We start from the raw sequence: 22,058 nt of genomic DNA on the forward strand, positions 1-22,058 counted from the left end.
CAGGAAAGTTCACCCCGTTCTTTTTTGTCTCACATTAAATTTATGAACATTTTCGCAAGTTATAAGTCTCCCCCGGACCCCCTCTTTTCAACATCATTACAATAGATTATATTTATAATACAAATCTAAAGGCCGATAGGTAGACTCGCACCACTGATGAGATTTACAGCCCATGTTATAGATATGTATTTTTTATATACTTTAATAAACTCATAAAAAGAGACAATCAAGTAACAATTAGTTTAGGTTAAAATAAAATATATAGTATGTGACTTAACGAACTATTATACAATTATGAAAAAATCAATGTACAAATACCTTGTCCTTTTAGTTTTTACCGGACTATTGTCCTGTAAATCCGATCCGAAAAATGAGAAAGTGGAAAGTGTCCATACCGAGGCCACCGTTTCCAATAACCTGAAACAGGAAGTAATCCAGGATGCCTCAGCATGGCTGGGATTGATTTATGACAATAATTATTCCCAGAGTTGGGATAATGCAGCTTCCCTTTTTCAAAAAGCGGTTACAAAGGAACAATGGACGCAACAGTTAAGTGGTATTGTGCCCCCCTTGGGAAAGGTAATCAGCAGGGACGTAATTTCATCGGAATACCATACCACACTACCAGGAGCACCGGATGGGGAATATATAGTTATTCAATTTAAAACCTCCTTTGAAAATAAAAATGAAAGTATAGAGACCGTTACCCAAATGAAGGATGGTGACCAATGGAAGGTATCCGGGTACTTTATTAAATAAGTCACATGCAGCAACTTTTGTTGATCGTAAATTCTGGCCTTCAAGAGGTATAAGTTGTTCATTAATGACTATCTTGAAACATAAACCCTAACCAAAACATGAACGAAACAATTACTATAAGGAATAGCCCAAAATTGGATATTAGGCTTCAAAAAGACATGTTTGAAATAGTGGACCAAATAACTCCAAAGAATAATGGCAGCTATGCTTATGGCAGTTTAAAGTCGGTCCAATTAAACAAGGGCTGGTTGCTTACCTTGCTTAGTTATATTCCATTTTTTTGGACAGTCCCCTTTGAACCAGGGTTTAGAAACAGGACGCATCTTAATATTAAATTGGCCGAAAAGACGCTTAGAATATGGTTGGTGGGTTCGGACATGGACAAAGCGGCCAGTGTAAAGAGGGAATTGAACAATAAAAAAGTATGATATTTAGAATAGCATTTTGTTTTATTGTATTATTAAATACAGGCTTGGGGTTTAAGGCTTATGCGCAAAATCGCCCCAATATTCTTTTTGCCATTAGTGATGACCAATCCTTTTTCCACACTGGCTATGAAGGTTCCAACTTTGTTAAAACACCAGCCTTCGATAGGGTTGCCCGTGAAGGCGTTTATTTCTCCAACGTTTATGCCGGTTCTCCTGGTTGTGCACCTTCCAGAAGTGCCATTATTACGGGTAGACATCATTGGCAAAATGAACAGGCCGGACAACATGCCTCAGCATGGCTAAAGAAGTATGTACCCTTTGTGGATCTGCTTGAAAAAAATGGATATGCCACCGGAAGAACGGGAAAGGGAGTTGGCCCTTTCCAATACGCCCGTACAGAAGAGGATTCGCTTTGGCGGAAAAATGATGCTGCCGGGGTTTCGCATAGTAATATTAAATATGAGGAGCAAAACGATGAACGATTTGCCCAGGGCGTAAGCAAGACCAATTACTTTGGCAATTTTAGATATTTTGTAGAGAATATTAAAAAGGATAAACCATTTTTTTTCTGGTACGGAGGGTACGAACCACATAGAACCTACGAAAAGGGGTCGTGGAAAAATATGTCCAAGAAATTGGAGGATGTAGAGGTGCCCGAATTCCTTCCTGATAATGATGAAATACGGGGAGATCTTTTGGATTATGCGGTTGAAATTGAATGGTTTGACCTTCATTTTCAAAGAATGCTGGAATATTTGGAGGAAATTGGCGAATTGGAAAACACCATTGTAATCGTAACTGCCGACAATGGCATGCCTTTTCCACGGGCCAAGGCCAATAGCTATGAATACGGAGTTCATGTGCCTTTTGCCGTTAGATACCCAAAGAAATTTCCGGGAAATAGGGTTGTAGAAGATCCCATTGGATTTATTGATTTGGCACCAACCATTCTTGAAATAACAAACACTTCCTCCAAAGGAATGCTCCCCATTACCGGGAAAAGTATATTGAATCTTTTGCAATCTAAAGAAAGTGGTGTCCTGTCAAAAACGGAAAGAGCTGCATATTCCGGTAGGGAACGCCACTCCTCGTCCAGATTTTTAAATTGGGGATATCCTCAAAGGTCCGTACGAAAGGGAGATTATCTTTTTATATGGAACATGAAACCCGAACGGTGGCCAGCAGGTGCTCCACAGAAGTTTGCGGAAAATGACAGCTCACAATTGCTTCCTATGTACGGACTGGACAAAAACAAGAGCTACATTAATGGCAGTGCCTTTACCGATATTGATGATTGCCCAACAAAAACCTATCTTATTGAAAATCATGAGGACGACACCATTTTGCCTTATTTCGATTTAGCGGTTGATAAACGTCCTGAATTTGAACTGTACAATGCGGAGAAAGATCCTTCCTGTTTAAATAACTTATCGGGAACACCCTCATTCCATAAAATTGAAGAGGCTTTAAAGACCGAACTATTGAGCGAATTGAAAAGATCCAATGATCCTCGTATTGTAGGCCCCGATCGCGAAATATTTGATAGCTATAAGCGATATTCCCCAATGCGAGAATTTCCTAATCCTGCTGCGGAATATTGATTTTAAATGAGATATACATATCAGAAACTGGAAAGCTGAGTTACAAGAGCCTAGCATCTGGACTATTTCTTGTCTTGGCTCTAGTCTCTAGACTCTTGGTTCCATACTAATGGCTATTGCATAATGGCTCTGACTACTGAAAACTGAATACTACCTTATGCCTACTGACCACTCAATACTAACTTCTCCATACTACCGACAGGCTTTAGAATCCCCTCGTATATGAAAGAATTACGTACTGATGGAATCTGGCACGCTCAAACTCAGGTGAATTATAACGTACCCCTACCCAAAAATCGTTTCGTCCGTAGCGCCATTGAAAATCGAAACCGGCATATACTACGGTAGTATTGGAAGCAATCAATAACACGGAATCATCCCCCAAGGCATTGCCTTCCAACAAACCATTGTGACCTACCAAACGATATCCGCCACGAAGGGCAAAGAAGATCGCACTTTCCGTAGATCCTATTTGGTTGTGCGCTATGCTGGAAGATAACGGATTTCTCCTTCCAAAATAGGCCACCAACTCCGGGTGTACATAGATATCCCTAGTACCAAAGGCAAATTGGGACTGTGTTGCAATGTGAATACTAAAGGGATTGGGGACCAATTGCCATTCATAGAGGTATCTAGTGTACAGGTTATAATGAACACTATTCTCCATTTCCCCCACCCAGGTAGGGGTTTCGGTCTTCATAACGGAATGATGGTACCATCTTTGCAAACTACCTGCTCCCGAAGCCTTACCTGCCAACCCTAGGAGAAAATTTGCCTCTATTAAACTGTTGCGACCCACACGGGACCAACCGGACCTCAGTGCCGAGAACCCTACATATGCACGGTCCAATTTTTGAACATCTTCTGTAATAAGATATGATGGAGTAATAATCTCCTGACCAAGGGAAAAAGTGAGCTGTTCATTTTCCGAATTAAATAATCCCTTTTCCAGTCGGTGCCTATACGTTAAAAATAGTCCGGCGGTATAGTACCGATCTGTTAGCAATATAAAGTCATTGTCATGCCGTAGCCCAATTTGGTTCCGAATGGTTTCCTTTGCCCCGCTAATCTCACCCTGCTGTGCCTTGGAAAATAAGGTCCCACCAACAAAACATATCAACACTGCGAGGAAGTTAATTAGACCTTTGGAAAAATTAGGCCACATTGGAAGTGGTTGATTAACTAGGTGCAACTTAATGGTTTTGTTTTGGCAATGAAAAAGTACAAATTAATAATCAGAATAGTAAGTACATTTCCATTTTGAGGAGAGAACTTCTTTGAACTGCAAGCCCGAATTTTATAGAAACTGGACCACCGAGCTACAAGAACCTAGGTATTGGACCATTTTTTCTTTGTACTAATCTCTTCACTCTTGGCTCTTGCTTCCTGAATACTGTTTACTACTTATTTACAACTGTTTACTGCTGAACAGCCTATCACCATTCAATAAGTTCCAGATCGATCTGCTCATCAAAGCCCTTTAACATTTGAGGGCCTAGGGAGGTAAATGAAACATCCTTACCTCTGCAAAGATCTTTTACCACCTTGGCGCAAATAATCTGCCCCGACCCCCCATAACTACAGATACGTGCAACGAGATTAACTGTGGATCCAAATAGGGCATCACCATCCTGTACCGGTTCTCCTGCACCGATACCTATTCTTGCCTGCAGCAGAATCCCATCCTCTCGGGATTCGTTGTATTTGGATAATTGGCGCTGTATTTCCACGGCACAGACCGAAGCCGTATAAGCCGACCTGAAACTAGTCAGGAATCCATCTCCCGCCCTATCCACTTCACGCCCACCGTGATCCACTAGGGCCTTTCTTACTATATTCCTATAGGTATGCACTAGAGCAAGAGCCTTAGTATCTCCCAAGGCTTGGGTAATATCTGTGGAACTCACCATATCTATAAACATAATTGCCCTAAACGGACTCTCGGTCATGGGGCTACCGTCCTCCTTTTCGGGGTCAATTACCCGGCCCAGAAATTGGGCTACGGCCGATCCGTCCACTTCAATGATCTGGTTGGGTATAAGGCCGTGCGCTTCTTTATGCATCCCTCGTACGGCAGCGGCAGATGGAGCTTCTATAAGACAAAAAGCCATACCCTTTTCTTCATCATGCCAATAGGTCAATGCCTTGCAATGATGCCTAGATTGAATTTTCATGTCCTCATGATGCGCCTTTGCAACCTCTTCAGGAGTGGCCCCTTCAATATAATGTCTGTCCATAAATAGTGGCATAATTTCTCTGTTTTAAAATGGGGGTGAAAATTGGTAAAGCTGGATAAAAGTACCGGTATAGCAACTAATCTAAGGTCATATTACCATGACCACCAGCCTCTTAAAGATACCAAATAATTGGTTATAAAAATTGGAAAAGGGCAAATCATTCGAATTGGGCTTCAAAAATGGTGGGCAAGGGCATCCTTGTTGAGATATAGCGGAATCATAAACTAGACCGCTTCGCTACTAGAACTTAGAAGACGGACTACTATTTGTCTTTGTTCTTTGTTCTTTGCTCTTGGCTCCATCAATTGACTACTGTTCACTGATTACTGATTACTAATTTTTGGCTCTTGGCTAATGACTCTTGCCTACTAAAAAAGGGAACCAGCATTCGCCCATTCCCTTTTTAATATGTTATAAAATTTATTTTCTATGCCGGCATATCCGGTAATTTCCAACCTTCCCTATAAGTATGTTTTATAAGTTCCTGGGCGAAGGCATTGGCGTCAACGGGGTCCGTCCATTCCTTTTCGAATTGTGGGCGTCCGTCCTTCATCACAAAATTATCCCTGATGACAGTTTTAATGGTCTCCTTGTTGCCAATATTGGTGAAGCGCATATTCTCCCCATCCCAATTAAGTATTTTATCCAAGGATTGTAAGCGCACTGCCAAAACACCCATAACCACCATTTCGTTAAAAGGTCCGGCTTCGGCAAAATCCGAAGTACAAGGCTTGCGATTCTCCGCACTTTCCTTACAGGCCCGTACCCAGTCCATCTCATGTCCTCCCCTATTCCATGCTTTTCCGATTTCTTTTTCCACCCTTCGCTCTGTTTCTGCCACTTTAGGAAGGTCTCTTCCCAAAATTTCAGGTTCCACTCCATAACAACCGGTATGCATAATACCTTTGGTACCGTAAAAGAAGGTACCCCCACCAGATTTGTTGGGGTTCTTGCCACTTGGCCAATTGGCCGGTAAATTTGGTTTAATACCGCCATCATACCAATTGACTTCTACCTCTGGCAATTTGATTTTGCCTTTCCTACCACGTTCCGGGAAAGCCATTTGCACGGATTGTGCGGTAGGTGCACTGTCCCTCAATAGCAGTGAGGAACTCCCTTGTACTCTCGTTGGATAGCCCAATTTAAGTGCTTCAAAAACAGGGTGTAGAATATGGCATGCCATATCCCCAAGAGCCCCGGTACCATAATTCCACCAGCCGCGCCAGTTCCAAGGATGGTACACCTGATTGTATGGTATTAGTTCTGCAGGACCGGTAAACAAATCCCAGTCCAAGGTATCCGGCACCCATTGACCCTGTGTAGGTGGGTTCAGGCCTTGTGGCCATATAGGTCTATTGGTAAAGGACTCTACTTTTGTTATATCACCAATGGCACCACTCCAAATTAATTCGCAGGTTTTGGCCACTCCTTCTCCGGATGCTCCTTGATTCCCCATTTGTGTGGCCACATTATGCTTCTTGGCCAGTTTGGTCAATAGTCTTGATTCGTAAACCGAATGGGTAAGGGGCTTTTGTACATATACATGTTTTCCCCGCACCATGGCCTCCGCCGCTACAATGGCATGGGTATGATCGGCAGTGGCCACCAAAACAGCATCAAATTCATTGCCCATCTCATCGAACATCACCCTAAAATCCTTGTATTTCTTGGCCTTGGGAAAGTGATCGAAACAATCTTTGGCATATTTCCAATCCACATCACAGAGTCCGACTATATTTTCGCTCTGTAAATTTTTCAGGTTGGCAAACCCCATACTTCCCACTCCTACTCCTACAATATTCAACTTATCACTGGGAGCCTTATGTCCCAGCCCCGAAATTACGTTACTCGGGAGAATAGTAATTCCGGCAGCTGCCACTCCCGTTTTACTAATAAAAGATCTACGTGTAATTGGTAAGGGTTTGTTTGATTCTTTTTTCATGTTAAAGATTGCTTTTGATTGTTTACTATTTTTATGATTTCTATTAAATGCTCTCTAAATTCGGAAAAAAAATGGTCTTATTGGAGGAATACCGAAAATTTGTCATTAAAATTATATCAATTTAGCTTAGTTTAAGCTCATATATTTTAAATCAACAATGTCCAAAGCACTATACCGAGTTTATGTTGTGGAATTATCCAAGCGCGTTTTTACCGAAAATGCCAAGTTTAGGGCTGCCAATCCCCAATTTAATGGTGTTTTGGAATGCCTATATGTTGGCATGACCTCTAAGCTTCCAAAGGAACGTTTTGAACAACATAAGACCGGCTACAGAAATAAGAAGGGCCACAAGTTATCCTCCAACATAGTTGAAAAATACGGTCTGTATTTAAGGCCCAGTCTATACAATCATATAGACCCCGTGTTGACCCGGGCAGAGGCATTGGAAATAGAGGAAGGATTGGCCTTGGAATTAAGACGGGAGCGGTATGCTGTCTGGTATAATTGAGTAGGTATGGATACTGAACAAAATTTCCTAAATTTAATCAAGCCATAATTTTTCATGATAAAAAACATCCTAGTCTTAATTACCCTTAATCTCTTTTTATATGGCCATTCCCAAATACTGAAAAAGGAAATACCCGATAAATTGGTGGTCCTCACTTTTGATGATGCTCCGGCAAGTCAATATTCCGTTGTAGCTCAAATGCTAAAAGAGTTCGGTTTTGGAGCTACTTTTTTTGTGTGCGAGTTTCCTCCGAATTATAAAGACAGTACCCTGTACATGAATTGGCGACAGATCAAGGCTCTGGACAAAATGGGATTTGAAGTTGCCAATCATACCCGCACCCATGCCAATGTTGGCAAACTCGCCCAAATGGAATTTAATGCCGAGTTGGAATACATTGAAAATAAATGCGATTCCTTGGGAATTGCCAAACCGCAAAACTTTGCCTATCCCGGCTATGGATTAAATGCCCTTGCCTTGGAATTTCTGCAAAAAAAAGAATACACCTTCGCCCGCGCGGGAGGTAGCAGGGCTTATGACCCTTTGGTTGACCACCCCTATCTAATACCCAGTTGGGCAACTGATGCCGAAAACAAAAATGAAATTATGTCTTCCCTGGACCAAGCCAGAAATGGAAAAATTGTGGTTCTCACATTACACGGTGTGCCCGATATTGAACACCCCTGGGTAAATACGCCACCAGAACTGTTTAGGGAATATTTGCACTACCTGTCCCTCCACAATTACAAGGTGATTTCATTCAGGGATTTGGAAGCCTATATTGACGTGGATCAGGCCAAGAGAAAAATTGTTCCCGATTTCAGCAAAAAACTTAAGAACTAATTTGGTCATTAGCAGTTTCAATTCTTGTTTGTATCCGAATCCAATTCATGCGTGTGGCCAAAAATTCAATGTTGGTCCACAAGGAAAACAAACCAATAAGATACGGGACCTTATACCCACCTGGTACAGAAGAGCTAGTTTATAAGTCTTCAAAGGGCCAATAAATAGGTCTGAAATTAAAATAGGAGGTCCCAATCCACCAAGTTTTAGAAGAAAAGTTCAGGGGATTTCACTATATTTCAAAGGAAAACACCAACGCACCTAACCTCGCCTGTACAAGTGGAATCCATTATGGAAAGGCATCCGGTGGTCCAAAAAATAGAAATGGAAACACTAAGTAAAATATTGGATTTTAATCTTATCAGTATTGGCGATTATAAAATTAAAGTGTACAGCCTCGTCATTATACTATTAATATTACTTATCACCAAGGTGATAGTGCAGTTAATAAAAAAAGCCCTGTTTCGCCGTTACAAAGGGGTACATTTTGATACAGGAAATACCTATGCGCTCTATCAAATTATTAAATATGTGATATGGGTCATTGCCATTGGTTTTATTTTGGAATCCGTTGGCATTAAATTGACATTATTTTTAGCTGGTTCGGCGGCACTTTTGGTTGGGGTCGGATTGGGATTACAGCAAACATTCAATGATATTATTTCTGGCATAATATTGCTTTCCGAGAAGTCGATCAAAATAAACGACATCCTTGAGATAGACGGGGATATTGTTGAAATTCAGGAAATTGGGCTACGAACCTCTAGGGGACTCAACAGGAACGATATTTCTATAATTATCCCAAATTCGTTGATCACCACCAACAAGGTTATAAATTGGAGCCACCAGAAAAAAAAGACCCGATTCAGGGTCAACGTTGGGGTTGCCTATGGAAGTGATGTTGACCTGGTCATAAGAATATTGGAGGAAAGCGTTTTGGAGCATCCAGATTTTGAGGATAGCAAAACGATTGAGGGACGTTTCATGAATTTTGGAAACTCATCTTTGGATTTTGAAGTATTGTTTTTTAGTGAAAACGTGTTCAGAATTGAAAGAGTAAAGAGTGATATCAGAAAAATTATTAATCGGAAATTCAATGAAAACAAGATTGTTATACCATTTCCACAAATGGACCTTCACTTTAAGTCGGGCCACACAGAAATAGTACCGAAAAATAAATAATTGGGGCAATTGGCAACCGCCAAACTAACAATAAATGTTGTGCGCAAAAAAACAATAAACATGGGCCGATTCTTAAAGAAATCTAAAGATGAGATTGGAGTTTCACCGGATGAACTTATATTCCGTGGAGAAAAGAAAATAAACGAAGTACAGCTTCGCATAATCGATTTTGATGCCAATAGCCTGGCCGAAGAAACCATTAAGACGGTAAAGGAGGTCATAAAATATCAGGAAAAAGACACGGTAACCTGGTTCAATATCGATGGCCTGCACAATACGGGGGTAATTGAAGGAATTGCCAATGAATTCAACTTTGATAAACTTGTTTTGGCCGATGTAATGAATACCCAGGCGAGGCCAACGATCAAGGAATACGACAATTGCATTTATATATCCATTAAAATGTTGCAGCAACAACCCAATTCGGATATCATACAGGTAGAAAACCTAAGTTTGATCTTGACCGAATCTATCCTAATATCCTTTCAGGAAACCAAAGGCGATGTCTTTGAACCTGTTAGAGAACGAATCCGAAAACAGAAAAGAAGAATTAGAAACGGCGGTACGGATTACCTGTTATTTGCTTTGCTGGATATTGTTATTGATAACTACATCTACATTATTGGGGTATTGGGTGAAAAAATCGAAACTCTTGAGGAAAGCCTACTCCTGGAACCTAGGCAAGAGATTATAGGGGAAATTAATTCCTACAAACGGGAGTTGAATTTCTTGAGAAAGAATATTAAACCCGCCAAGGAAGTGATATTGAGCCTTGCCAAAATGGAATCGGATTATATTACGGAAAGTACCGAAATGCATTTTAAGGAACTACAGGACAACATAAATCACGCTAGCGACTCTTCGGATAGCTATAGGGAAATACTGTCCGATCAATTGAACATTTATCACACCACTATAAGCAGCAAGCTGAACGACATCATGAAATTTCTGACCGTGTTTTCGGTGATTTTTATACCGTTGACCTTTATTGCCGGAATTTATGGGACCAACTTTGATGTAGTCCCGGAACTTCATTATAAGTATAGCTATTTTATTATGTGGGGCGTTATCATTGTTATTGCCATTGGCATGTTGATCTATTTTAGAAAGAAAAAATGGTTGTAACAACCTTAAATAACGTAAAACTTACAGGCCTCCTTCTAATAGGAGTTTTGATGATGAATTATACCTATGGACAAGATTTAAAAAAACACCAATGGGAAAATCGAGTTGTTCTAATCGTTTCACAAAAGGAGGATTCCAAGACATATCAAGAGCAAATTACCGAATTTAATAGACTTCCCCAGGAACTCGTGGAAAGAAGAATTATAGTCTACCAGATTTTGCCAGATCGGTATAAATTAATGAATTATCAGCTTAAAGAAAAAGATATTGAGTGGATTACTTCTCCTACTCTTTTTGATAAATTTGTAAACAATAAGGAAGACTTTAAGGTGATTTTGATCGGCTTGGACGGGGGCATAAAACTAGAAAAGACCGAGGTCCTTACAGCATCGGAACTTTTTGGAACCATCGACGCCATGCCGATGAGAAGAGCGGAAATGAAAAATAAAAACAGGTAAATAAAATATTAATCGGACTATTATTGGGATGGTAAAACCTTATATTTTATTAAAAAAAGGGATATAAACCATAGAAATTCAACGGATGATATAAATAAATCCACACCATGGGAATAAATAAAACTTCCAAATACTACCTTCTGCTTCTTTTTGTAATAATGCTCGGTAGTTGTAAAGAAGAATCAAAAAAAAAACCAACCCTTACAAATAATGGAGAGTTAATATTTAATTCATCCAATAAGGAATTGGACAAGGCATTCAGCTGGGCCAAGAACAAAGCCCTGTCCTACGCCCATGACAACGATGACCCGGTTGGGTACTGGTATGAGGCTGCACTACCCGATCGCGAAGCATTTTGCATGAGGGATGTTTCCCATCAAGCGATAGGTGCAGAAATATTGGGATTGGGTAAACACAATTTTAATATGTTCCTGAAATTCGCCCAAAACATTAGTGAGGAAAAGGATTTTTGTAGCTATTGGGAAATTAATAGATATAATGAACCTGCTCCGGTAGACTACGAAAATGACAAGGATTTCTGGTATAACCTGCCTGCCAATTTTGATCTAACCTATAACGCCTACCGACTTTATAAATGGACAGGAAACAAGGAGTACCTTAATAATCCTGATCTCATTAATTTTTATGAACTGAGTCTTAACGAATACGTAGACCATTGGGAATTGGGTTCGGACAAAATCCTAGACCGAAGTCGCTCCCTACATGTACCGGAGAATCCTGAAAAAAGCAGGTTTGGAAACAAACGGGGCATTCCTACATACAACGAAGGTGGCCGGGGAGAAACTTTGCTTGGTATAGATATGTCCGCCTCAATAGTTGCCGCATATAAGTCCTACTCGGAGATGTTAAAGCTTAGGAATGATTTACCCCAGTCCGAAAAATACGTCGAAAAGGCCCATCAAGAGCAGGAATTTCTTGAGCAGTTTTGGTGGGATACCGAAAGGCAAGAATACCGTTCCATTCTTTATGAGGACGGTAACTTCGATTATTTTATGGTCGGGGAAGATCAGGCTTTTCTTCATTATCTATTTTATTTTGATGCCGTCCATGACGATTCCAAAATATTGAATTTGGTAGAGAAATACGAGACCAATTTCGGTAAATTAATTGTTGAACTAAAGTCTTATCTGCCCATCATATTCTATGAAAACAACAAATCTGCGCTGGCCAACAAGATGATCATTAATTTGTGTAGTCCCCTAAATCCTAGAAGGGCCTATCCAGAGAATTCCTTTACCGTAATTGAGCATATAACCAGAGGTTTAATGGGCATTGACACCAATGCTGCCACCAATGGATTTATGAGCCTCTCCCGACTCGATAAGAAAAATGATTGGGCAGAAATTATGAACGTTCCCCTACTCTCCAATAAAATTAGTGTAAAACATTATGGAAAAACCAAAACAACGGCCCATAATGTTAATGGCGGTACCATAAAATGGATTGCCAAAATACCGGGTGTCCATGAATTTTTATTTGTAAACGGGGAAAAAACAAACTGTACCATAGAGAAAAATATACCACAGCCATATTCTTATCTTACCATAGAACTCAAAAAAAACGAAACGGCCACGGTATCCGCAACGCCATAATCCTATTAGAAAAAAGAACTGCTTAATATGGGTAATTAGATGTTAGCATAATATAAAATGACCATTGTCATATTTCAAAAGAAAAAATCACCTTACGTTTATTCCCGCTTATTACTATCATAAAATGTAATATACCTTGAGAACCTCACTGAATACCCTTGACTACCATTTGATTCTACTATGAACAAAGAATTTATTCCTAAGTTGTTCTCTCTTTTAAAAGAGGGAATTTCCAAGGAAATCATTACAAAAGATGTACTTTCTGGACTTATTGTGGGCATAGTTGCACTGCCGTTGGCCATTGCCTTTGCCATAGCCTCCGGAGTATCGCCGGAAAAAGGAATCGTTACGGCTATTATTGCCGGGATTATCATTTCTGCATTTGGGGGCAGTAGGGTCCAAATTGGAGGCCCCACGGGAGCTTTTATCGTGATCGTCTACGGAATTGTTCAGGATTTTGGGGTTAATGGGCTTACAATAGCCACTTTTATGGCCGGATTTATCATCATTGGCCTAGGACTGGCCCGCTTGGGAAACTTATTGAAATTTATTCCCTATTCCCTGATCGTAGGGTTTACCAGCGGCATAGCCCTGATTATTTTTTCCTCCCAGATTAATGATTTCTTAGGACTTCAAATAGCCAAAGTACCGGCCGACTTCATGGATAAATGGGTGGTTTATTTTGAAAATATCGACAAGATCAACGGGTATGCCATTGTTATTGCCTTTGCGACGGTAATTGTTACTTTATATTTTCAAAAGTTAATAAAAAAGATTCCAGGATCCATAGTGGCCATCCTATTGTCCACTGTTGTGGTCCAAATTTTCGGGATTCCTGTGGATACCATTGAAAGCAACTTTGGGGAAATCCCAAATCAACTAAGCATGCCTTCCATCCCAGAAGTAGATTATGCAACCGTGAAATCTTTGATACAACCCGCTTTTGCCATTGCCTTATTGGGCGGTATAGAATCCTTGCTTTCTGCGGTGGTTTCCGATTCCATGATCGGAGGAAAACATCGTTCCAATATGGAATTAATAGCACAGGGAACGGCCAATATATTTTCGGCCCTATTTGGGGGAATCCCGGCCACTGGAGCTATTGCAAGAACGGCTACCAATGTAAAAAATGGTGGGAGAACTCCAATTGCGGGTATAGTACACGCCTTGGTCCTACTATCCATAATGCTTTTATTTGCTCCTTATGCCAAGCTGATTCCCCTTTCCTGTTTGGCTGGAATATTAATGGTGGTAGCCTATCATATGAGCGAATGGCGACAATTCAGATCCATTTTAAAGGGAAATAGAATGGATATCATTATTCTTTTGAGCACCTTCTTCCTAACGGTCATTTTTGATCTAGTGATAGCTATTGAAATTGGGATAGTGCTCTCCAGTTTTATGTTTATGAAAAGGATGAGCGAAGCCGTCTTAGTCGAAAAAATCACTGCCGATCATATTAACGGCGAACATTTGTTCGACGATGAATTGTTGGAGCTACCCAAAAACGTACTGTTATATGAAATTAACGGACCTTTATTTTTTGGTGCGGCCCGGCAATTTCAGGAAACCATATCCAATACTCACTTACAACCAAAGGTGATTATTATTAGAATGCGTTATGTTCCCTTGATCGATGCTACCGGATACCAAAGTTTAAAAGAGATCATAAAATCCTATAAGTCAAAAGGAATAAAAGTGATCCTCTCTGGAATTAACGAAGAAACCAAAAAGGATTTTGAGAAGAATGAAATGTTCTCGGTACTGAATGAAGAATATATTGTAAAGCATATTAATGAGGCGTTGGATAAGGCCAAATCCTTTAATTAATCTACCTCAAACATCTTAGGATCAAGGATAGTGTAATTGCTATTAATTATTCAAAATTCCGTATAAGATTGAGCAGCGCTTTAGTGGCTCCACGTAGAGCCCAATACAATAAAACCCTTTTTTGTTTCCTAGGGGACAGCTTCACTAGGCCCATTCGCAAGAAACAGGAATTCAGATATAAAAATATATCTACAACTATCTGATTAAAAGTAGATTGTTAAAAAATTCAATATCGTTTAATCGAAAAATTTACTAATTTTAGTACAGACCACAGAATATTATGATTATTACAACCAACAACTAAGCCTACCAAATAACCATAGACCAACCAATGAAAAAATTCCTTCGTAAAATTAATCCCCAACATTTTAGAATTAAATACTGAACAGGCACTATGCAGTATTCAACATTATACCGCCGTAAATAATAATGGCATCCGATTATAATTAGAGATTAAAAAAATAAAACGTTCCCACATATTGAGTACAATTTGTTTGATTAAAAATAATTAAAATGAAAAAAGTATTTAAAATTGTTGGTGTCGGATTAGGAGTTATTGTTCTATTAATTGCCATTGCCTTGATCTTTATTAGTGCCAGCGATATTCCTTCCTATGAAGTTGAAAAAGTTGATTTCAAGGTAACTAGTAGTCCTGAAGCAATAGCCAGGGGCGAAAAATTTACCGTTATGTTATGTGCCAGTTGCCATTTAAACCATCAAACCAATAAACTTACCGGACAAAAGATGATGGATGCCCCGCCGGAATTTGGAGAAATTTATTCACAGAACATAACCCAGGACAAAACCTATGGTATTGGGGATTGGACTGATGGGGAATTGGTATATCTCCTAAGAACGGGAATTAAAAGGGACGGCCAATACAGTCCTCCCTATATGGCTAAATTGCCGCATATGGCAGATGAAGATATTAATGCCATTATCTCGTTTTTAAAATCGGACCACCCTTTGGTCAATGCTGATCCCACACCGGATATCCCGCCCAAACCTTCTTTATTGACCAAACTCTTATGTAGGGTTGCATTTAAGCCCTTACCAATGCCCACAGAGGCAATTCCGGTACCTAATGGGGACGACACTGTGGAATTGGGCAAGTATCTGGCACATAATTTGGATTGTTTTGCCTGCCACTCGGCCGACTTTAAAACCAACGATCTATTAAATCCGGATTTGAGTGAAGGGTACTTTGGAGGTGGTAATAAACCCTTGGATCTGCAGGGAAGGGTAATGCTTACATCCAACCTAACGCCGGACAAGGAAACTGGAATTGGCAACTGGACCAAGGAAGAATTTATCAATGCACTTAAGTATGGACAGAAAAAGGGTGAAAAGGCCCTAACCTACCCCATGCTACCCTACCCTCAACTTACCGATGCCGAAGCCGGGGCCATTTTTGAATACCTACAGACCATACCTCCTATAAAGAAAAAAGTGGAGCGGTCCATTTACTAAAATGTAAAACCTTATCCTAAACATGCGCATATCTGTCCATTAGGTAACCTGTAAACTAAACTTGGGCGTTATGTTGCAATTTAAAGGAATTGGTACCGGCTTGGGAAATGATGCCATCCAACCCGTATTAATATTATTCCTAAATCCCCTAATTAAACATGTCCTTTAGCATAAGTTGTCGTAAATTAACCTAAAGGTGAATTATGAAGTATCTTTTGGCCACTTTAGTTTTTATGACACTTATGACCTCTAAAATAATTTTCGATTTCAACAAAGATTCCAACATCAAGGAATGGAGAATTGTGAATGATGGGGTCATGGGCGGCTTGTCCGTAGGAAGCTTTACTTTGAGCCCTGACGGACATGGATTATTTGCTGGCAAAATCTCTTTGGAAAACAATGGTGGATTCTCTTCCGTCCGGTACCGATTTGATAGGCTCCAAGTAACTACTGATAGTTATATTAGCATTCAGCTCAAAGGCGACGGTAAGAAATATCAATTTAGGGTAAAGGACGATTCCGGCAATTATTATTCCTATATCACTACCTTCCCAACTTCAGGTGAATGGGAAGAAATCAAAATTTCCCTCAGGGATATGTACCCTTCTTTTCGCGGTAGAAAATTGAACCAACCCAATTTTTCAACAGATCACATTGAGGAAATTGTTTTCCTGATCGGAAACAAAAGACCTGAAAACTTTAAATTGTTGATCGATAAAATAGTATTGGATCAACCATAGCCCTATTCTAGGAAATGAAAAAATATCAAAAGACTTTTTAATTCAATTATAATTAGACTTCACTCATAACACTGCGAAGGGTTTATAAAGTTTCGACCTTACTCGAAACCATATTTATTTGTTACATTTATCGGTGTACTATCTCCTTAATCAAATTCCCTGCGTATTTTTTTGAGGAACATTTTAATAATAACCTAATAAACTTTTTTTTAACAATTATGAAAGTATTGAAAACCTTATTATTGGCATTGCTCTTAAATACTGCCGCAGTCTCCTACGCTCAAATTGGATTACCAGCTTTTTTTAGCGATCATATGGTATTACAGCAAAAAGACAATGTTTCCATTTGGGGAACCGATAAACCTGGAAGCAAAATTATAATAAAAGGAAGTTGGGGACAGGAATCTACGGCTACAGCCAGTGGTGAGGGACAGTGGAAGCTGAAGATAAATACACCATCCTATGGTGGCCCCTACAATCTTGCCATAAAGGGCAGCAATGAAGTTACCCTCAATAATGTTATGATCGGGGAAGTTTGGCTTTGTTCCGGTCAGTCCAACATGGAAATGCCCGTAAAAGGATTTAACAACCAACCGATCGATGGTAGTGGCGAGGCTATTTTAAACTCCAAAAACAATCAGATACGTTTATTTACAGTAAAAAAAGCATCAAGCCTAGAACCTTTGGATAAAGTAGAAGGCTTATGGGCAGAGGCCAGTCCGGCAACAGTGAGAGACTTTAGTGCCACTGCTTACTTTTTCGGAAAAAAATTGAATACCCTATTAAACGTTCCCATAGGTTTAATCCATACCTCCTGGGGCGGGTCCAGTGTGGAAACCTGGATGGACAAAGAAACTCTTTCCGAATTTAGTACCATTGAGCTTCCAAGTAAACTTCCGGAGGGAGCACCACAACGCACCCCTACCCTATTGTTTAATGCCATGATCAACCCATTGGTGGGTTACAATATAAAGGGAGCCATATGGTACCAAGGAGAATCCAACAGAGGCAGGGCCGAGGAATACAGTCGACTGTTCCCCACTATGATCAAAACGTGGAGAAAGAAATGGCAGCAGGGCGAGTTTCCATTTTACTTCGTACAAATTGCCCCTTATGGTTATGATGGCGGTAATTCCGGCTATGTTAGGGAGTCACAATTGCATACTATGAAAACGGTTGAGAATTCAGGTATGGCGGTTACCATGGACATCGGGGATTGTGATTACATTCACCCTAGGGAGAAAAAATTGGTAGGCGATAGATTGGCCTTGTGGGCGCTTGCCAAGGATTACGGCATGGAGGGATTTGCCTATAGTGGTCCTGTGTACAAAGGAATAGAAGAAATTAAAGAGGCCAAGGTAAAATTGTCCTTTGATTATATTGAGAACGGACTCTCCAGTTATGGCCAGCCATTATCGGGCTTTGAAGTGGCCGGTGCGGACAAGGTCTTTCATCCTGCCGAAGCCCAAATTAACCGAGACAAGACCCTTACCGTTTGGGCCGAAGGGGTAACAAATCCCGTTGCCGTTAGGTATGCCTTTAACAATTGCGAGGAAGGCAGCTTGTTCAATACAGATGGCTTACCGGCCTCCTCGTTTAGGACAGATACTTGGGAGGAATAGAATTCTGAAGAAAATTATCGGGCGGAGAAAAATAATATGTTTTCCTGCGCCCGATATCCTTTAGGAATACTATGAAATATAACAGGTGCTTTTCAATCCACTTTAAAATTCAAAATACGCTTTCATAGGTTCAAAATAATGTTCCTGCCAACCCTGAATATAGTGTTCGCCATCTTCCGGAACATTGCTATGTGTCAATGTCAATTCGGTTATACCGTCTATTTCTGAAAGTATAACCTCAATTTGCGAATCTTCCTCGTTTTCTTTAAAATTATCACTTCTCCAGGATTGCACAATTTTATGGTAAGGTTCCAAAATTAGATTTTCTCCCTTAATATACCCATCCCAGGCGGTAAATGGATCACCAACCTTATCTGAAACAAAGGCTTCACCTCCGGTCATTTTGGTATGTCCCTGGGTACTAAGCCATGCCTTGTAAACTTGTTTTGCGGTGGTATTAAATGTCGTTTTTAAGGTAAATTCCATAGGTGTGGTTTTTTGGAGTGATTATATTGATAGCTCAATTCTTAAATTTACTAAAATATTTTTTCTCAAGAATAATTCAAAAGGCCTATAATAAACAACATCAACTATACCAATTTAGATAGGATAGATTTTGACTCTTGTACAATTGAACTTTTTGAATAAAAGGGACCACTGAGAAAGAAATGTCGATTTAGATTAGCTTTTGCTAACTTTGCCCTTTAAGAGCTAAAACTGTGCACTCAAAAAATCCTTTTGTCAAAGATTACGATTTTGATTTCCTTATTAAACATTACCCAGGCCTTAAGGATTTTGTTTTTATAAATGACTATGGAAACAAGACTATAAAGTTTGCTGACAAACAGGCCGTTAAGGCTTTGAACGCTGCGCTATTAAAGGCACATTACGGCCTTGACTATTGGGATATTCCGGAGCACAACCTATGTCCACCCATTCCAGGCCGCTTGGACTATCTGTTGCATATAGCGGAGCTGATTCCAAAGCCTCAACTTAGGTTGTTGGACATTGGCACGGGTGCCAATTTAATCTACCCTATTTTGGCCAACTGTCATTTTGGGTGGCAAATTTCCGCTTCTGAGGTAGATTTGGATGCTTTAAAAAATGCTCAAAAGATTATCGACAGAAATAGTGTATTGACAAACATAGACCTAAGGCAGCAACGATTCAAAAACAGCATTTTGGAACATATTATAACACCTGAAGATAAGTTTGACGTTGTAGTATGCAATCCTCCTTTTTTTAAAGACCGTAGTGACGCCCAACAAAAGAATCAGCGCAAGGTCCGTAACCTTCAACTTCAGGCAGAGGAGACCTTAAATTTTGGCGGACAGGCCAACGAATTGTGGTACAAGGGCGGTGAAGAGGCTTTTGTTAAAAAGATGGCTGCGGAAAGTGTACAATTTAAGAACCAGGTACAATGGTTTACCTCCTTGGTCTCACAAAAAGAAAATCTAAAAAATATTAAAAGGGCCATTAACAAGACCCTGCCAACGGTAGTCAAGGTAATAGACATGGAACAAGGCAACAAAAAAAGCAGGTTTGTGGCCTGGACATTTCGTCCATAAAATTATTACGTTTAATAGAATCTGGATTTATTATATTAGATACATATAAGGGATATAGTAATAAATTGCTATATACAATTGTTGTGTGTCACTCTGAAAAAACTTCCAACCAATAAATGAACTACCAAACATTCGAACCACATTCTGACCTAAAACCATTTGTTAGTTGTTATTGGACATTGGAACTTCCTAAACAGTCTGAACCGCAAAAACAACGAATAGTGCCTGATGGCTGTATTGAATTGGCGTTTATTCTCGGAGATGACATAAAACGGTACACTTCTGAAAATGAATTTATACTTCAACCTCGGGCAATGGTGCTCGGACAAACAATTGAACCATTTTACATTGAGCCAACAGGATTTGTTAAAACATTTGCTGTCCGATTTTATCCTTATGGGTTTGCAAACTTTGTTTCTGAACCAATCAGCAATTTGGCAAATAAGGAAACACCCATAAACCTACTATTTGAAGCAGAAAACGCAGATGATTTGGAGCAAAAGATAATTAAATCAGAAAATACAGAACAAAGAATAAGCATTATCGAAAATTTCCTTTTGGACAGGCTTAATAACGAAAAAACAATTGATAGAATTGTAAAAAACACGATTCATTCCCTTATATCCGCAAACGGAAGCACTTCAATAAACTCAATCCTCAAAGACGACCTGTCAAAGCGAAGACAGCTCGAAAGAAACTTCAAAAAGCAAATTGGAGTTAGTCCTAAACAATTGGGAAAGGTAATTCGATTACAAACCGCTTTAAAAATGTTACTTGACCAAAAGCCGAAAAACCTGACCGACATTGCTTATGAAAGCGAATATTTCGACCAAGCACACTTCATAAAGGACTTTAGGGAATTTGCAGGAATAAACCCCAAAGAGTTTATCAATCACGAAAATTTAGCTCTTTCCGCTCTTTTTTACAAATAGTTTAACGGTGTCGCATTTTTACAATTTCAAGCGACTTTCTACTGCTAATTTTGTTCAGTAAATAAAAATCGGAAAATGAAATACGCTTTATTCATCACAGTTATTGCCTTGATTTTTGGCATTGTATCCTGTAAAAACGAAAACACTTCTGCTTCCGAAGCAAATCCAAATAAAGAAACAACAATCAAAAACGATAAAAATATGAACAGTTTTATATCACTATTTGAAATTCCAGCAACGGACATTTCAAGAGCAATCAACTTTTACAAAGAAATTTTAGGTGTAGAAATTGAAAAATTAGATTTACCTGGAATGGAAATGGGCTTATTTCCCTACCAAGACCAAATGGTTACAGGAGTTATTGTGAAAGGAGAAGGTTCAGAACCTTCTGCCAGCGGAGTTACTATATACCTGAATGGTGGAGATAATCTGCAAACTATTCTTGACAAAGTAGAAAAGAACGGTGGGAAAATCATTGTTCCTAAAACACCTCACGCTGACGAGAGCGGATTTTTTGCCATTTTCCACGACTCGGAGGGAAATAAAATCGGACTTCATTCTCCAAATTAAAAAAGAGCGAAGGCACAACATTGTGTGCAATTTGGCAAGAATACCAATTTTTGGTATATTTGAGTCTAAAAGTATCAAAATGAATAAAAACACATCTATTTCACTTGGAAATTATTTCGATCAATTTGTTCAAAGCCGAATAAAAGAAGGTCGATTTAAAAATGTTAGCGAAGTTATACGCGCAGGATTAAGACTTTTAGAAGAGGAAGAAAGTAAAGTAATTGCATTAAAAAACGCAGTTCAGGATGGAATTGATAGCGGAATTGCTCACGATTTTGACCCCAAAAAACATCTTGAATCTCTAAAAGCAAAAAAGCACTCGAATGGCTGAATTTAAATTGACAAATAAAGCTGTTGAAGATTTATCGAAAATTTGGGGTTATACTTTTGAGGTTTGGTCTGAGAATCAAGCCGACAAATATTACGAAATGCTAATTTCATGCTGTCAAGAAATTGCGGACAATCCGATTATGGGAAAAAACTATGATGGTATTACTCCAAGTCTACTCGGTATAAAAATTAACCTACATATCATTTTCTATCGGACTTTATCTGAAAGCTATGTTGAAATTACTAGGATTTTACACGAAAGAACGGACTTAAAAACGGGAATAACCGAATAAAATAACT

22 protein-coding genes are annotated in these 22,058 nt (G+C 39.5%); 18 read left to right on the top strand and 4 right to left on the bottom strand.

Annotation, left to right across the window (positions count from 1 at the left end):
* The first annotated feature begins 294 nt into the window (after positions 1-294).
* The 3 genes from MWU78_RS12715 to MWU78_RS12725 all read left to right on the top strand — a co-directional run bounded on the left by MWU78_RS12715 (position 295) and on the right by MWU78_RS12725 (position 2,788).
* Positions 295-759 carry a DUF4019 domain-containing protein gene (locus MWU78_RS12715; RefSeq protein WP_246998283.1) on the top strand — a complete coding sequence of 155 codons (465 nt, stop codon included), beginning with the start codon at positions 295-297 and terminating at the stop codon, positions 757-759.
* A gap of 98 nt (positions 760-857) precedes the next feature.
* Complete coding sequence (locus MWU78_RS12720) at positions 858-1,187, top strand: hypothetical protein (RefSeq protein ID WP_246998285.1); 330 nt, start codon at positions 858-860, stop codon at positions 1,185-1,187.
* Positions 1,184-2,788 carry a sulfatase gene (locus MWU78_RS12725; protein WP_246998287.1) on the top strand — a complete coding sequence of 535 codons (1,605 nt, stop codon included), beginning with the start codon at positions 1,184-1,186 and terminating at the stop codon, positions 2,786-2,788. The genes MWU78_RS12720 and MWU78_RS12725 overlap by 4 nt, the downstream gene beginning before the upstream one ends.
* 205 nt (positions 2,789-2,993) lie before the next feature.
* On the opposite strand, the gene MWU78_RS12730 is transcribed toward MWU78_RS12725, so the two are convergent.
* The 3 genes from MWU78_RS12730 to MWU78_RS12740 form a co-directional block, all read right to left on the bottom strand.
* Positions 2,994-3,980: a lipid A-modifier LpxR family protein gene (locus MWU78_RS12730; protein WP_246998289.1), complete on the bottom strand. Its 987-nt coding sequence runs from the start codon at positions 3,978-3,980 to the stop codon at positions 2,994-2,996.
* A gap of 244 nt (positions 3,981-4,224) precedes the next feature.
* Positions 4,225-5,037 carry a nickel-binding protein gene (locus tag MWU78_RS12735; protein ID WP_246998291.1) on the bottom strand — a complete coding sequence of 271 codons (813 nt, stop codon included), beginning with the start codon at positions 5,035-5,037 and terminating at the stop codon, positions 4,225-4,227.
* Positions 5,038-5,452: 415 nt separating this feature from the next.
* Positions 5,453-6,967 carry a Gfo/Idh/MocA family oxidoreductase gene (locus MWU78_RS12740; protein WP_246998293.1) on the bottom strand — a complete coding sequence of 505 codons (1,515 nt, stop codon included), beginning with the start codon at positions 6,965-6,967 and terminating at the stop codon, positions 5,453-5,455.
* A 157-nt stretch (positions 6,968-7,124) separates the two neighbouring features.
* Between MWU78_RS12740 and MWU78_RS12745 the strand changes: the two genes are divergently transcribed.
* From MWU78_RS12745 to MWU78_RS12790, 10 genes are all read left to right on the top strand, one after another.
* Positions 7,125-7,475, top strand: coding sequence for a ribose-5-phosphate isomerase (locus tag MWU78_RS12745; protein WP_246998295.1), 351 nt, complete (start codon positions 7,125-7,127; stop codon positions 7,473-7,475).
* A 54-nt stretch (positions 7,476-7,529) separates the two neighbouring features.
* Positions 7,530-8,318 (top strand): polysaccharide deacetylase family protein, encoded by a 789-nt coding sequence (locus MWU78_RS12750; protein WP_246998297.1) that lies wholly within the window; start codon positions 7,530-7,532, stop codon positions 8,316-8,318.
* A gap of 324 nt (positions 8,319-8,642) precedes the next feature.
* On the top strand, positions 8,643-9,500 hold the full coding sequence (locus MWU78_RS12755) for a mechanosensitive ion channel domain-containing protein (protein ID WP_246998299.1): 858 nt from the start codon (positions 8,643-8,645) through the stop codon (positions 9,498-9,500).
* Positions 9,501-9,560: 60 nt separating this feature from the next.
* A complete protein-coding gene (gene corA, locus MWU78_RS12760) occupies positions 9,561-10,625 on the top strand; it encodes a magnesium/cobalt transporter CorA (protein WP_246998301.1) in 1,065 nt (354 codons plus the stop codon).
* Positions 10,616-11,083, top strand: a complete 468-nt coding sequence (locus MWU78_RS12765; protein ID WP_246998303.1) for a DUF4174 domain-containing protein — start codon at positions 10,616-10,618, stop codon at positions 11,081-11,083. The genes corA and MWU78_RS12765 overlap by 10 nt, the downstream gene beginning before the upstream one ends.
* 107 nt (positions 11,084-11,190) lie before the next feature.
* The gene (locus MWU78_RS12770; RefSeq protein ID WP_246998305.1) at positions 11,191-12,696 is read left to right on the top strand and encodes a hypothetical protein; all 1,506 of its coding nucleotides are present in this window, start codon (positions 11,191-11,193) and stop codon (positions 12,694-12,696) included.
* A 180-nt stretch (positions 12,697-12,876) separates the two neighbouring features.
* Positions 12,877-14,526, top strand: coding sequence for a SulP family inorganic anion transporter (locus tag MWU78_RS12775; RefSeq protein WP_246998307.1), 1,650 nt, complete (start codon positions 12,877-12,879; stop codon positions 14,524-14,526).
* A gap of 513 nt (positions 14,527-15,039) precedes the next feature.
* Positions 15,040-15,996: a c-type cytochrome gene (locus MWU78_RS12780; RefSeq protein WP_246998308.1), complete on the top strand. Its 957-nt coding sequence runs from the start codon at positions 15,040-15,042 to the stop codon at positions 15,994-15,996.
* A gap of 203 nt (positions 15,997-16,199) precedes the next feature.
* The gene (locus tag MWU78_RS12785) at positions 16,200-16,736 is read left to right on the top strand and encodes a CIA30 family protein (RefSeq protein WP_246998311.1); all 537 of its coding nucleotides are present in this window, start codon (positions 16,200-16,202) and stop codon (positions 16,734-16,736) included.
* Between the two features lie 218 nt (positions 16,737-16,954).
* A complete protein-coding gene (locus MWU78_RS12790; RefSeq protein WP_246998313.1) occupies positions 16,955-18,358 on the top strand; it encodes a sialate O-acetylesterase in 1,404 nt (467 codons plus the stop codon).
* Between the two features lie 102 nt (positions 18,359-18,460).
* Here MWU78_RS12790 and MWU78_RS12795 read toward each other — a convergent pair whose 3' ends face one another.
* Positions 18,461-18,844, bottom strand: a complete 384-nt coding sequence (locus MWU78_RS12795) for an SRPBCC domain-containing protein (RefSeq protein ID WP_246998315.1) — start codon at positions 18,842-18,844, stop codon at positions 18,461-18,463.
* Between the two features lie 233 nt (positions 18,845-19,077).
* On the opposite strand from MWU78_RS12795, the gene rlmF reads away from it, so the two are divergent.
* The 5 genes from rlmF (at position 19,078) to MWU78_RS12820 (ending at position 22,051) form a co-directional block, all read left to right on the top strand.
* Positions 19,078-19,926: a 23S rRNA (adenine(1618)-N(6))-methyltransferase RlmF gene (rlmF, locus tag MWU78_RS12800; protein ID WP_246998317.1), complete on the top strand. Its 849-nt coding sequence runs from the start codon at positions 19,078-19,080 to the stop codon at positions 19,924-19,926.
* A gap of 116 nt (positions 19,927-20,042) precedes the next feature.
* The gene (locus tag MWU78_RS12805; protein ID WP_348647087.1) at positions 20,043-20,858 is read left to right on the top strand and encodes a helix-turn-helix domain-containing protein; all 816 of its coding nucleotides are present in this window, start codon (positions 20,043-20,045) and stop codon (positions 20,856-20,858) included.
* A 75-nt stretch (positions 20,859-20,933) separates the two neighbouring features.
* The gene (locus tag MWU78_RS12810; RefSeq protein ID WP_246998321.1) at positions 20,934-21,428 is read left to right on the top strand and encodes a VOC family protein; all 495 of its coding nucleotides are present in this window, start codon (positions 20,934-20,936) and stop codon (positions 21,426-21,428) included.
* A 79-nt stretch (positions 21,429-21,507) separates the two neighbouring features.
* A complete protein-coding gene (locus tag MWU78_RS12815) occupies positions 21,508-21,759 on the top strand; it encodes a type II toxin-antitoxin system ParD family antitoxin (RefSeq protein ID WP_246998323.1) in 252 nt (83 codons plus the stop codon).
* Complete coding sequence (locus tag MWU78_RS12820) at positions 21,752-22,051, top strand: type II toxin-antitoxin system RelE/ParE family toxin (RefSeq protein ID WP_246998325.1); 300 nt, start codon at positions 21,752-21,754, stop codon at positions 22,049-22,051. The genes MWU78_RS12815 and MWU78_RS12820 overlap by 8 nt, the downstream gene beginning before the upstream one ends.
* The last annotated feature ends 7 nt before the right edge of the window (positions 22,052-22,058 follow it).

This window comes from Arenibacter sp. F26102, from assembly GCF_023015865.1.
Lineage (GTDB): Bacteria > Bacteroidota > Bacteroidia > Flavobacteriales > Flavobacteriaceae > Arenibacter.

Excerpts from the sequence above, each read along its gene's own strand:
- MWU78_RS12750 (WP_246998297.1), top strand. The coding sequence starts at position 7,530 with ATGATAAAAAACATCCTAGTCTTAATTACCCTTAATCTCTTTTTATAT.
- MWU78_RS12780 (WP_246998308.1), top strand. The coding sequence starts at position 15,040 with ATGAAAAAAGTATTTAAAATTGTTGGTGTCGGATTAGGAGTTATTGTT.
- MWU78_RS12765 (WP_246998303.1), top strand. The coding sequence starts at position 10,616 with ATGGTTGTAACAACCTTAAATAACGTAAAACTTACAGGCCTCCTTCTA.
- MWU78_RS12820 (WP_246998325.1), top strand. The coding sequence starts at position 21,752 with ATGGCTGAATTTAAATTGACAAATAAAGCTGTTGAAGATTTATCGAAA.
- MWU78_RS12725 (WP_246998287.1), top strand. The coding sequence starts at position 1,184 with ATGATATTTAGAATAGCATTTTGTTTTATTGTATTATTAAATACAGGC.
- MWU78_RS12775 (WP_246998307.1), top strand. The coding sequence starts at position 12,877 with ATGAACAAAGAATTTATTCCTAAGTTGTTCTCTCTTTTAAAAGAGGGA.
- MWU78_RS12755 (WP_246998299.1), top strand. The coding sequence starts at position 8,643 with ATGGAAACACTAAGTAAAATATTGGATTTTAATCTTATCAGTATTGGC.
- MWU78_RS12815 (WP_246998323.1), top strand. The coding sequence starts at position 21,508 with ATGAATAAAAACACATCTATTTCACTTGGAAATTATTTCGATCAATTT.
- MWU78_RS12715 (WP_246998283.1), top strand. The coding sequence starts at position 295 with ATGAAAAAATCAATGTACAAATACCTTGTCCTTTTAGTTTTTACCGGA.
- corA (WP_246998301.1), top strand. The coding sequence starts at position 9,561 with ATGGGCCGATTCTTAAAGAAATCTAAAGATGAGATTGGAGTTTCACCG.
- MWU78_RS12805 (WP_348647087.1), top strand. The coding sequence starts at position 20,043 with ATGAACTACCAAACATTCGAACCACATTCTGACCTAAAACCATTTGTT.
- MWU78_RS12745 (WP_246998295.1), top strand. The coding sequence starts at position 7,125 with ATGTCCAAAGCACTATACCGAGTTTATGTTGTGGAATTATCCAAGCGC.
- MWU78_RS12720 (WP_246998285.1), top strand. The coding sequence starts at position 858 with ATGAACGAAACAATTACTATAAGGAATAGCCCAAAATTGGATATTAGG.
- MWU78_RS12770 (WP_246998305.1), top strand. The coding sequence starts at position 11,191 with ATGGGAATAAATAAAACTTCCAAATACTACCTTCTGCTTCTTTTTGTA.
- MWU78_RS12790 (WP_246998313.1), top strand. The coding sequence starts at position 16,955 with ATGAAAGTATTGAAAACCTTATTATTGGCATTGCTCTTAAATACTGCC.
- MWU78_RS12735 (WP_246998291.1), bottom strand. The coding sequence starts at position 5,037 with ATGCCACTATTTATGGACAGACATTATATTGAAGGGGCCACTCCTGAA.
- MWU78_RS12810 (WP_246998321.1), top strand. The coding sequence starts at position 20,934 with ATGAAATACGCTTTATTCATCACAGTTATTGCCTTGATTTTTGGCATT.
- MWU78_RS12740 (WP_246998293.1), bottom strand. The coding sequence starts at position 6,967 with ATGAAAAAAGAATCAAACAAACCCTTACCAATTACACGTAGATCTTTT.
- MWU78_RS12795 (WP_246998315.1), bottom strand. The coding sequence starts at position 18,844 with ATGGAATTTACCTTAAAAACGACATTTAATACCACCGCAAAACAAGTT.
- MWU78_RS12785 (WP_246998311.1), top strand. The coding sequence starts at position 16,200 with ATGAAGTATCTTTTGGCCACTTTAGTTTTTATGACACTTATGACCTCT.